Origin of the sequence: Dyadobacter jiangsuensis, assembly GCF_003014695.1 — a bacterium.
GTDB classification, from domain to species: Bacteria; Bacteroidota; Bacteroidia; order Cytophagales; family Spirosomataceae; genus Dyadobacter; species Dyadobacter jiangsuensis.
In genome coordinates, this window is record NZ_PYAS01000001.1 from 216,201 (window position 1) to 229,212 (window position 13,012).

Annotated in this window: 4 protein-coding genes; 2 read left to right on the forward strand and 2 right to left on the reverse strand. The window is 51.6% G+C overall.

Annotated features, from left to right (window positions below; all coding sequences use genetic code 11):
- The first annotated feature begins 49 nt into the window (after positions 1-49).
- Entirely contained in the window at positions 50-6,376 is a 6,327-nt protein-coding gene (locus CLV60_RS00800; RefSeq protein ID WP_170118677.1) for a T9SS type A sorting domain-containing protein, read from the forward strand.
- Between the two features lie 85 nt (positions 6,377-6,461).
- On the opposite strand, the gene CLV60_RS00805 is transcribed toward CLV60_RS00800, so the two are convergent.
- Both CLV60_RS00805 and CLV60_RS00810 read right to left on the reverse strand, forming a co-directional pair.
- On the reverse strand, positions 6,462-7,979 hold the full coding sequence (locus CLV60_RS00805; protein ID WP_106593487.1) for a SusD/RagB family nutrient-binding outer membrane lipoprotein: 1,518 nt from the start codon (positions 7,977-7,979) through the stop codon (positions 6,462-6,464).
- Between the two features lie 22 nt (positions 7,980-8,001).
- Positions 8,002-11,163: a SusC/RagA family TonB-linked outer membrane protein gene (locus tag CLV60_RS00810; RefSeq protein ID WP_106593488.1), complete on the reverse strand. Its 3,162-nt coding sequence runs from the start codon at positions 11,161-11,163 to the stop codon at positions 8,002-8,004.
- 508 nt (positions 11,164-11,671) lie between these two features.
- On the opposite strand from CLV60_RS00810, the gene CLV60_RS00815 reads away from it, so the two are divergent.
- Positions 11,672-12,832, forward strand: a complete 1,161-nt coding sequence (locus CLV60_RS00815; RefSeq protein WP_170118678.1) for an OmpA family protein — start codon at positions 11,672-11,674, stop codon at positions 12,830-12,832.
- The last annotated feature ends 180 nt before the right edge of the window (positions 12,833-13,012 follow it).

Consider the following 13,012-nt stretch of genomic DNA (forward strand, 5'->3'; position numbering starts at 1 on the left):
GAAAAAGGAGAGAAGTGTAAACCATTTATGGACAATTGAAAACTATTTTATGAAACGAAATGTACAAGTTGCCGCCATCGCACTTGCTTCTGCAATGCTTGCGTGCTTTGGCGCACGTGCGCAGACACCCGGAGGAGTTTCCCCGGCTGCCTGGTACCGGGCCGACGCACCCGGCTCAGTATTCTCAGATGCAGGTTCCACGGCCGCATCCAATAATGCCACCGTCCAGCAATGGAATGAAGCGCGTGGAACAGGCAGTAACCTGATCCAGGCGACCGCCAGCGCACGACCGGTTTTTTCCAATAGCTCCGCGCTGGCTAATTTTAACCCGACCGTCACCTTCGACGGCAGCAATGACTTTCTGCAATTCACGGCGGGTACAGGCGTAAATCTGATCGACAGGGCCAATGGCAGTATTTATGCCGCCGGTTATGTGAACACGTTGAAACAAAGCGGATTTGCCGGGTTTCATGCGTCGATGGATTATCCGGGCCTGCATATTTTTGGGAGCAACAACAAGCTGCTGTTTTTCACCGGCGGACCTGGCTACCAGGGATTGAGTGCCTCAGCGTATACCGCGGGTATGTTCTTTTCCGCTGGCTCGGGATGGCAGAACGGCGCTGGTACGAATGCATCGTACGCGGCCGCGACGGTGTCGCTCAACGGTACTCGTACCGATTACAACGGCAGCCAGCTGTATAATGCCAACCTGAGCACCGGTGCCCGCGATTTCCGTATCGGCGCCGACAACAACTACGGCGCATTCAGCGGCCAGCTGAATGAGGTGATGGTATTCGAAGATAAACTCACCGCGGACCAGATGGACCGCGTCGAGACTTACCTGGCCATCAAATACGGAACCACTTATGCCAGCGGAACGCGGGATTACAAAAATTCAGCGGGTAACGTGGTTTGGAGCGCTTCTGCGAACACAGGTTCTCAAAGCAACATCGCAGGTATCGGTCGGGACGACAACGGAGCATTGCACCAAAAGCAATCCTGGAGTACCAGCAACGGCCGTCAGGTGCTGATAGGTACGGGTACGCTCGCGGGCAGCAATGCAGATAATGCTACCGGGCTGAACAACGGGCAATTCCTGGTCTGGGGGGATAACGGTCTGGCTAAAACGCCGAACGTGGCTATCGCGGGCATCGGCGGCATCAGCCACCGGTTCGCGGCGATCTGGAAAGTTCAGAATACCGGTAGCGTGGGCACCGTCCGGGTGGCCTGGCCGAAGAGCTTGCTGGGGATGAAACTCATCCAGAGCTCCGACGCTACGATCGACGCTTCGGACGTATCGACGGATATGTCGGCCAATGAGACCGTGATCAATGGAGTAACATTCAACTACGCGGATGTGACCCTCTCGGATGGTCAGTATTTTACTTTCGGGGCCAAAGTGCCGGCACCGGGCGGTGTGGTGAACGGTATCCTGATGTGGCATAAGGCCGATGACGGCGTGACCACCGCCGGTGCGAAAAACATCTGGCAGGATGTGTCGGGAAATGGCCGCGATGTGAGCCAGAACAACAATGCAACCTACCAGCCTTCGCTTGTAACGAATGCGTCTTTTACGGCTAATTCTAAAAACTATGCATTCAATTTCAACCCGTTCTACTATTTCGACGGGTCGAATGACTTTTTCTACCGCCAGAACGATGCCTATTTCCCGTCGACTACCAGTCCGGGATCTACCTATGGTGTGATGTTCAACTCCGCCGCAGGCGGTTATAACACCGCATATGGATGGGGTGACGACGATCCGAACCTGGTGCGGGCCAACAATAATTACCAGTTTTGGCGGGATAATGGCCTGCCACTGCAAGCGGACGTAAGCCTGAACACGACTAATGCGCACATCGGCGGTATGGCGTGGAAAGGCGCTGCAAACGGCCTTTACCTGAACGTAGACGGGCGTACCTTCTCTACCACCAGCTACAACATCGGCAATATCGCCACCGGAAATCCGCCGACTTTCCAGATCGGCTCCGAGGGATACAACACCGCAGCTTATGGCTGGGAGCAATACCAGGGTGCCATCTCGGAAGTGTTTGCATACAGCACCGACCACCAGAATTCGGGCGGCGATGAGAAGCAGCGCATTAACTCCTACCTGGCGATCAAATACGGTATTACCCTGAAAAACGATGCAGGTACCGGCGTACCCAATTACCTGAGCAGCGCTTCAACCGTAGTATGGAATGCGACCAACAATGCCGCGTACAGCAAAAACATCGCCGGCTTGGCCAAAGACGATGCGAGCGCATTGAACCAGAAGCAATCGCGCAGCAATGTGAATGGCCAGCAGGTGTTGATCGGCACGACGGGTCTTTCCGGAACAAATGCGGGTAATGGCACGTCACTTTCCGATGGTCAGTTTTTGATTTGGGGTGACAATGGCGGGGCGAAATCCCTATCGGTTGGAATAACCGGTATTGTAGATTTGAATCTGCGTTTTGGTTCTATCTGGAAAGTTCAAAATACCGGCAATGTAGGCACAGTACGTGTAACCTGGCCGGCAGGCATTCCTGGTCTGCATTTGCTCCAAAGTTCGGACGCCGTTTTTGACGCCTCTGATACAAGAACGGACATGACCGGCAATACGCAAACTATTAATGGCGTTGCCTACAACTACACTGATGTGACACTCGCAGATGGGCAATACTTCACATTTGCGGGTTACGTAGTCGGACCGGGCGGTGTAGCTTCGGCCGCATGGTATCGTGCCGACGGTGCAGGACAGCAATACAGTGACGCGGGTACAACACCAGCAGCAGACAATGAGGCATTGCAGCAGTGGAATGAGTTCAAAGGTACAGGATTCGATCTGGCCCAGGCTTCATCCGGCGCCAGACCCGTATTTTCTAACGCCACTACTTTGGCGAACTTCAACCCAACCGTAACCTTTGACGGTAGCAACGATCTTATGCAGTTCACAGCAGGTACGGGTGTGAATGTGATCGACAGAGCGAACGGCTCACTTTATGCGGCCGGTTTTGTAAAGACGATCCAGAACAGTGGCTTCCTCGGCTTCCATGATTCCATGGACTACCCGGGCTTGCATATGTTCAATAACACCGGAGCGGAGCGAAGACTTTTGTTCTTCACAGGTGGTCCGGGCTATCAGGGATTGGCTACCGATGCGATTACATCCAGATCCTACTTCACTGCCGGTTCGGGCTGGCAGAACGGGGCTGGTGCAACCGCTGCATACGCTGGTGCAACGGTGTCGTTCAATGGTGTACGTACCGATTATACCGGTAACCAGCTCCAGAATGCAGTGATTAACGATGCTTCAAGAAGTCTCCGGATCGGTGCTGACAACAACTATGGTAGTTTCAACGGCCAACTCAATGAGGTGGTTGTATTCGAAAACAAGCTGACCGAGGCTGAAATGGACCGGGTGGAAACCTATATGGCCATTAAATATGGTAACACATTTGCCAAAGGTTTGAGAGACTACAAAAATTCAACCTCAGGTACAGTGTGGACCGCCGCGACGAACACCGGTTACCACAACAATATCGCGGGTATTGCCAGGGATGACGAAGGATCGTTGTACCAGCGCCAATCATGGAGTACCAACCTGGGCAGACAAGTATTGGTAAGTACAACCGGCCTGGCCAACACCAACGCGGCCAATAATGGGGCTCTGGCAAACGGTCAGTTCCTGGTTTGGGGCGATAACGCACTGGCTAGAACTCCGTCTGTTTCGATTTCAGGAATTTCCGGCGTCAACTACCGTTTCGCGGCGATCTGGAAGGCACAGAATACCAACAATGTGGGGGTTGTTCGCGTTGCCTGGCCGAAAGGACTTGGTAACCTGAAACTAATCCAAAGCTCCGATGCTACGATTGACGCATCCGACGTGATCACGGACATGGGTGCCTCACAACAAGTGAATGGCGTCGAATATGCTTATGCGGACGTAACCCTGGCAGATGGGCAGTACTTTACTTTTGCAGCGTTTGTTCAAGGGCCGGGTGGTGTTACCAATAACCTGAGCTTGTGGTATCGTGCGGACATCTACGCGGAGGCTACCGGCGAGGGGTCGGATGTGAACTCATGGACCGACTTTACTTCGGGAACCGTGGCTGCTCAGCTTGGGGACGTCGACCTGCCGAAATACAAAGCAGGTGATGCCACTTATTTCAACTTCAACCCGGGCGTTAACTTTACTGCGGCTAACCAAACCCTTGGAAATATCACTGTTCCGACCGTCTCGGCGCAACAGTATGATATTTTTACCCTGACCAAGGAGGGATTGGCACCCGGCGGTAACGGAAGGGTATTCAGCGCGCTGGTGAAAGACACGGATCTTTCAGGCAGCATTAACTACTGGGATGGTATCGGTATTTTGGCCGACAACCGGATCGAGCGGATGAATACGGCTTACAATTTCAGATATCTCGCTAACCCGGGCAATATCAACTGGTCGTCCAATAGTCCGAGCATTATGTACAATACCTTCACGAACACGACCGTGGCCAAAGGATTGAACGGTGCAGCCAACGGTACTACTGCCACCCATACGGCCATCGGAACCCTGACGGGCGGACATGCGATTGGAACCACTCAGTTTTCAAGCAACGGCAGTGACAATGCCGGATTTACAGGCCATATCGGCGAGCTGGTTGTTTATGGAGGCGGCAATATCACGGCTACCGAAAGAAACAAGGTTGATTCCTACCTTGCTATCAAATACGGCGTTACGCTGAACAACTCCAACAACTACACCACATCGGGTGGTACGGTAGTCTGGGATGCAACGGCTAACAGCGGTTACTATACCAACGTGGCGGGTATCGGTAAGGACTTCATTTCTGCATTGGAACAAAAACAAAGCCGCAGCCAGCATGCCAACACCAACAACCAGGTGATTATCGGGTTGGGGGGCATTGCCGCAACGAACGCTGCGAATACCGGTGCATTGTCGGACGGCCAGTTCCTGGTATGGGGTGATAACGGCAATACCCAGGCCATGACTAACACTGCCGGCACTTACACTGCATTCGCATACGAAGGCAGCATCAATAATGCACGCCGTATGAACCGCATCTGGAAGGTTCAGAACACGAATGTAGGGGGTGAGACGCTGATCCGTTTCCCGCAGGCTTCGGTAGGGACCACCACATTGAGCAACGATGCATGCGCCGGTTATGTGATTATTTTCGCCTCCGATGCGGCATTCTCGACGAACGTGACTGCCATCCCGGTGACCGTCAACGGTAGCGACTACGAAGCAACCCATAGCTTCCCGAATGGAGCTAGTTACTTCACGTTTGGTAAAGTGACCCCGATTACTACGGGTACGGTGTACCTGCCGACAGTAACCGAGGAAACCACGCAGTACGTCGACAACTGCGCTACCGGCGAATGGACTTACTACCGCAATACGGCGGACGCTTCACAGAAACTTTTCGCAACTTCCAATGTATCGGCAACAGTGCTTAACAACCTCACTGTAAAGATTACCCCGGAAGGTGTGACCTACTCGGATGCCGCGAAAACCACCAGCCTGATGCCGCGTATCACCACGGTGACGGACGCATCAGGAACGCCATTAGCAGGTGCGAAGGTGCGCGTGTATTACAGCGCGAGCGAACTGGCCGCGACCCAGCTACCGGGCGCGCAGGTGAACGGATGGTTCAAGTATGAGGGAACGGCAGAGGACGTAATCTCGAATGTGTACGCATCCGGCCTGCTTGACGTAACGAAAGCCGTGGCGCTGACACCCAACGCAAGCGGGGTGGAAGACGGTGTCAATTACGTCGAATTCCATAACATTTCGTCGTTCTCTTCATTCGTATATCTATCGACAACCAATGAGTCGGCATTGCCTGTTACGCTTACTTACTTCAAGGCGGCCAAGGAAGGCGGCATAGCCAATCTGGCCTGGGGTACTGCCGAAGAGGTGAATAACAAAGGCTTCGAGATTCAGCGCAGCGCCGATGCACGCAGCTGGAACACCATCGGATTTGTAGAAAACCAGACCGAAGGCGGTAACAGCAAAGGTGCGTTGACCTACGATTTCAAAGACGGGTCGCCAATGGCGGGTACCAACTACTATCGTCTGAAACAAATTGATTTTGACGGTACATATATGTATAGCTCGGCCGTGGCGCTCCAATTCGACGGAGGCAAAGGCACACTGTCTGTGTATCCTAACCCGGTGACGAACGGAAGTCTGTCGCTCAACCTGCCGCAAGCCGGCTCGTACAAGCTGTCGATCTTCAATGTCGGCGGTATCCAGGTGCTGAACGCGGTCCAGTCGGGTAACACGGTAGATATTCGCAGCCTGCGTTCAGGTGTGTACGTCCTGCGTGTAGTGTATGAAAACGGCCAGATGCACAGCAAAACTTTTGTTGTAAAATAGCCGATAGGTACACAGTTAATAAAAAATGCCCCCGAAAGCATTGCGCTTCCGGGGGCATTTTTTTATTGGCCTGATGCGGGATTACCTATTTAAGCAACCACATTTTCTGATTGTAGTCATCGTTCCCGCCATATTGCGATTGGATCGCCTTGGTCAGGTTTTCGTAATTGTAGTTGATTTCAGTGTCCGGGTACATCCACCGAACCGGTATTTTATCCTTGTCGGTGTTGTTGTTGGACAGCGGATTAACCGGGAAGACCGGATAGCCGGTGCGACGGTTTTCGAAATAGCTGTCAAATCCCGATTGAAGGAAAGTGCCGAGGTACCTTTGGGTAATGATTTTTTCAAGCTGCTGCTCGGGAGTGCCTGATAATTTCACCTTAGGAGAGGCCAGATAAGTTGTGATGTAATCGGCAGTGATTTTGCGATTATGGTGAAAATCAGCATTATCGGGCGTATTGTTAGCCGTAAACTGCATGCTCGTGCGGATCGCATTTTCGTAGTAAGTGCTCGCAGGTGTTCCGACGATCCATCCTCTCAGCGACGCTTCTGCCAGCATAAACTGCAAAACGGAATAACCGATCAAATAAATCGGCTCGGAATTGGCAAGTTCGGAATAGCGGGCATTCAGGTTGGAGTAGTCTTTCGAAGAAGCCACGGCGGTAAGGTCAGAGTAAACGGCCGATGGATTGACAGCCCGGTAGGCTTCGTAGCTCGATGTGCTCACACCAGCCGCCACTTTAACCGGCGAAGGAGCGGCATAGTAGAACAGCCGGTAGTCTTCCAGATCTTTCAGCTTGTCTACAATCATCGTAGACATCACCGGGTAGATGAGGCCCTGGTTGTTGAGCTTATACCATGGATACCGCTGCCCCGCCACATCCGAATATACCCGCTGAAAGTTGTCAGCCGAGCTTTCGAAGATAGGCTTCGAAGTAACGATCGTGTTGAAGCGCGATTTGATATTCAAATCGGTGTCGCTCTCTTTGGCCGACAGGGTCAGAAGCACCTTCAATGCAAAAGTGTTGACCACTTTTCGCCATTTTGTAACGTCACCATTGTAAATAGGGTCTCCCGCGAATTTTGTTCCCTGAGAGAATGCCACATCGGCTTCTTCGAGTTCTTTCAGGATACCTAAAAACACTTCTTTTTGGGTAGAATAGGCCGGTCGGATGGTTCCCGTTTCTCCGCGCAGCGCGTCGGCATAAGGAATGTCGCCCAGGCGCATGGTCAAATCATAGAACCTCCAGGCGCGTACAAACTTGCCGAGCCCGGTGAAAGAGTTTTTCAATGCTCCCTCCGGTGCCAGGCTAATCATTTTCTCCACGTTGGTGAGCACCACCAATCCGCTGTATTCCTGTTTTCCCAAATTGTTGTATTGGAGTGAATTGGGGAATTCGGTATGGTTAATTGCCTTGGAAAGCAGCGCCGGGTCCAGGTAACTGATGGAGGTGGCATTCAAAATCAGGTTGGTGGCCAGCATTTCCGACGACACCGAGGTCGCCGCATTGGGGTTGGTATTGATCTCCTGGAATTCGGAGCAGCCATTTAAGATAAGCAAGCCGCCCGCCAGGAGTACATATTTTGAAATGAATTTCTTCATGATAGGGATCTTTTGGTGTTTATCAGAAAGTGAGTTGGATGTTACCACCTACGTAGCGCACGGAAGGAGAGGTGAGCTGCGTATCATTTGCTTTATCCGGATCCGCAAAACGGAAGTCCTTCGTCCACATCCAAACGTTTTGTCCTGTAAATGAAATGGAAGCCGACTTGGCACCCACATATTTGGCAAAAGATGGGGGAAGCGAGTAGCCGATGGAAAGCTCGCGCAGCTTGAAGAAAGTAGCATTGGTCACGCCACGTGTTCCGTCACCGTAGCGGCGGGCATAGGTTTCGTAGGAAACTTTGGTGGTGTTGGGAGCGTATTCCCGGGTATCGCTGGTGATGTTACCCATATTGTCGAACACCACGGCACCGGAAGTGACCACTACGCCTTGTCCAACGTATGATTTGTTTTTGTTCACCACCTCATCGTAGCGCCATTCGTTGTCCGAGTCGGGGTGTGCGCCGGTATCCCACATTTTGTAAGAGGTGTAGTTGTTCAGGAATCCGCCAATCCGGCCGTCAAATGCAGCACTAAGTGTAAACCGCTTGTAACGGACGGTGTTCGAGAGGCCCCAAATGAATTTCGGATCCGTGTAGCCATACAAGCTGGCGTAGGTGCTGGCCTGCGTGAGACCATTCGCCTGGTGAATCAGATTGCCTTGCGGATCTCTCAGCCAGGTCGCGCCCGTGTAGGTATCCGTGCGTCCACCCGCTTTGGTCCAGTTATTTTTAGCAGAATATTGCGGATCGAGCGCCTTGAAGTAGCGGTGGTTGTAAGACCAGTTCGCAGTTGCATCCCATTGCCAGTCGCCTTTTTTCAGGATGTTCGCATCGAGAGAGATTTCCATCCCTTTGCGGACGTAAGTCTGATCGATGTTGATCAGCGTGTTGTTGAATCCGGAAGCCTGCGATATCGCCGCGCTGGTTTGAATGTTGTAGTTGTACTTGTTGAAGTAGGCCACATCCAGCTTGAAGCGTTTCTTCAGGAAGTAAGCCGCCGTTCCGATTTCCCATGTGCGGTTGGTTTCGGCCACCACGTCAGCCGCATTGATGATGGTGCCCGGATAGGACGCCGAGTTCAGGCCATTCCATACACCCGTGGAGGTGGAATAGGTGTTGTTGGTCGCATACACAGCCAAATCGGATTTGGCAAGGGTCCACGAGCCGCGTACTTTCCAGAAATCAAGCCAGCTCGGCAGGGTTGGCAACAGCTCACTGACCACCACACTGGCACCCACAGAGGGATAAAAATAGCTGTTGGTTTTGGCAGGCATGGATGAACTCCAGTCGTTCCGGCCCGTTACGTCCAGAAAGAAGGTGTTGTTATAAGCCAAACTGATTTTTCCCAACAAACTGTTTACCTGTTTGCGGAAGCGAGGGTTAGATGCAGCCGTGTTAGGATCTACTACACTTACATCCGGTCTTTCGACAGAGTTGTTCAATGAATAATAGCCTGGAATAAGCAATCCGCTTCTCGTCGCGCTATAAAGGTAGTTGTTGTCATATTTAAAGAGCGTACCACCGGCCAAAGCGTCGATACCTAACTTGCCAAGGGTTTTATTATAGGTAAAGAAAGCATCGCCGTTAAAGCTGTAACCGTTTCTCTTGGCAATGGAATACAATCCGGATGCATCCCAGCCGCGGGTCGAGAGGATTCCCGGCGGGTTTCTGCGGGTTTCGTTGTTTTGGTACAGGTCAAATCCCGGGCGAACCAGTATTTTCGCTCCTTCAAACAGGTCCAGCGTTGCAGTGAAGCTGGCGTTCATTTTGTTCTCTTCAATTCCGTTCAGCTTTTCATACGCCATCATGTACGGGTTGTCGTACCATGCATTGTAGTGCCAGTTTTGTTTTACATTCGGTGTGATCCAGTAATTGTCTTTATAAAGACTCAGGTCGTATTCCGGCCCCATCCACACCAGGATGTTATAAATGTATCCCTGCGCGTCATATCCGGAGCCCGCAACCTGTGGTGCTGTAATGCGGTTGTAGCCAACCTGGCTGTTCAGCCTGAACTTTTCACCTACCTTCATTTCGCCACTCACGTTAAAGCTGGTGGTGTTGGATTTCAGGTTGGGATACTGGCCCTTGTTATAGATATGGCTCATCGATACACGGAAACTGCCGTTCTCTCCGGTTTGCGTGATGCTCACGTTATTGTTGGAGATCAGACCCGGTACGAGGAAGTCCCGGAAATTGTCCTTGCCCACCGACCGTAGTTCCGATACTTCCATTTGTTTGGTAATCGGGTTCCATTGGTTGGCCATGGTGCCGTTATCCAGTTTGGCTCCCCAGATGTAGTCCGTCGGGCTGTACGCGCTGCCTAGTCCGGCGCTGTAAGAATGCTGCACCTTCGGCAACATCAAAAAGCCTGCATTGAACATATTGTTGCTGTTCACGGTAACGGAAAGTCCCTTACCTGCCGCAGCGCGCTTGGTCGTAACAATAACCGCTCCGCTGCCGCCTCTTGAACCGTACAACGCAGCGGCTGTCGGGCCTTTCAACACGTCGATACTCTCAATGTCGTCCTGGTTGAGGTTTTTCAGTGAGATATTCACATAAGGCACACCGTCGATTACGAGCAACGGCGTTTCGCCGCGAAGATCGAGCGTGGGTGCTTCGTTAAATTCCGTACTGTTTTTAACCCAAAGTCCCGAAATCTTTCCGGTTAAAGATGTTGCGAGGTTGGTACCCTTTACCGTCTGAATGGCAGCTCCGCTTACCTTTTGTACCGAGTAACCCAGGGATTTCTCTTCACGCTTCACCCCAAGCGCGGTAACGACCACCTCGCTCAGCTGCTTCACGTCCTGCGACATTACCAGGTCGATCGTGCTTTGATTGCCCACGGTGATTTCTTTGGGAACAAAACCGATAAAAGACACCGAAAGAACGGCGCTCTCACCCTGGACGCTCAGGCTGAACTTACCATCCTGATCGGTGATCGTTCCGTTGGTCGTTCCTTTTTCAACGACGCTAACCCCTGCGAGGGTGTTTCCGTTTTCGTCCTTGACGGTTCCTCTCACGGGTTTGTCGGCCGTGGAGAGTGCCCGGCGTAAAACGCCTGTCGAAAGGGAGGGGAGGGCTGCACCGCCGTATCCCGTGGTTGCCATAACCACAAATGCCGCGCATAACAGCCGGCACAACCAGCTATTGCAGCTGGGAGAGAGGGTAAATGTGTTTCGCATTTAGTTTAAGGAAAGTTAATTTCAAATGGAAGAGAGATTTTAACTATGCAATTTACTGTTCATTGTCATTTTGGTACTACAATGAGCCGGTTAAAATTACAACTTGTTGCAATTTATTGCTGCTGAGCGAGTGGATTTCTGACCTTGAAGCTTGTTTGACAGCATTTTGAACGAAGTTTATTTCAAATCAGACCGACGGCATCGCTTTCCGTCGTGATGCGGGAAGTTGTGCTTTTTATAACGCCTGTCAGACGCGCCGTTGTAAGTGGTATGTAGGTTCTGTATATCAATAGTTTAGTGTCGCTTAACCTGCTTTTCATTTCCAGCAACGTTTCAAATCGCGGGCGTACCGGATTGACTGCATGACAGTTATGTATATACGCTTGCCCGCGCGCGTGTATGTGAGATGGGCGTAAGTACTTCTACGTATTTTTAAATACCAGTATTGCCGCGCACAAATGGCCCATTTGCATGAGGTTACTTTGTAACATCAAAATCACAAATGGCTATGAAAAATATCTTTGTTTTACTCTCTATTGTTCTTTTCTCAGCAACTGGCGGCTACTGCCAGGCCGTTTTAGACAGGTTTCACGAGGGAGATGGTAATACCGCCTTCAAAAGTTATTCGTCGTACGATTTCGTCCGCGGCGAGCATGTTCGATACGCCGAGGATTTTTCGCAGGATGTGATCGGGGAGTTTCCTGTGCATTGGTCCACAAACAACAGAGGGGAGGCTGTAACCCTCGAGGGCCTGCCTGGTAAATGGATGCGCATGTTTATCGGGGAGTTTGTATCGCCGGAAATTAAGAAGTTGCCCGACAATTTTACGGTTGAATTTGATATGCTGCTCACTTACATGGGGAATGAAGAGCAGGATTTTGGATCTATTTTCCCCAGGTTCGAATGGCAGCTGCTACAATTGGCGCCCGGGCAGGAAAGTGCCAGGCTCTTCGCCCAGGGCGGAAATGAGGTCAGTAAATTGAATCTGATAGTCCAGCCCGCCTATGAGGACCGTTCTGCTATTTATGTGCAGAGTTATAATAAAGGTGATATGTATTTCGAGGGTGGAAACAAGGACCTGAAAAAATTCGGCAGCAATTACAGAAAGCCATTTCACGTGGCAATATGGGTGCAGAAACAGCGGCTGCGCTGCTGGATCAACGAGGAAAAAGTGTACGACATCCCGCAAGCAATAGCCCCGCAAACTGCTTTCAATCACCTGGGTTTTTTAATGTCGGATAATAACCAGGAAGACAATGTGGGTGTGTTCGTTTCAAACATCAGGGTTTCGGAAGGGGCGGCCGATATGCGCAGCAAGCTCATCACGGAAGGAAAACTGGTCACCAACGGAATCCTGTTCGATTCCAACTCCGATCATATCAAGCCCGAAAGTGCGGCTGTGCTGAAACAAATAGCCTCGGTTATGCAGGAGAATGCCCAGGTGAGGGTCAGGATCGACGGCTACACGGACAGCGACGGAGAGGACGCGAGGAACCTGGACCTGTCCCGTCGCCGGGCGGATGCGGTCAAAAATGCGCTCGCCGGTGTGTATAAGATCGATGCTTCCCGTATGGAAACGAAAGGAATGGGCGAAGCCAAGCCCATTGCCGACATTGCGACCAAAGAAGGCAAAGCACAAAACCGCCGCGTGGAATTTATTAAGCTATGAATGCATTCCGATTTGGTTTCCTCTCATTTTGTGTTGCTTTGAATGTGCTTTGCCCTGCAAGGGTAGAGGGCATTGGCGGGAAACAGATTTTGGAAAACACCTGTTCCGGTGCAGGGGCAAAAACGCGGGAACGCCATGTTTGCAGCCTGTCGAACCTGCGGCAATAGCCCGATGCGTTGA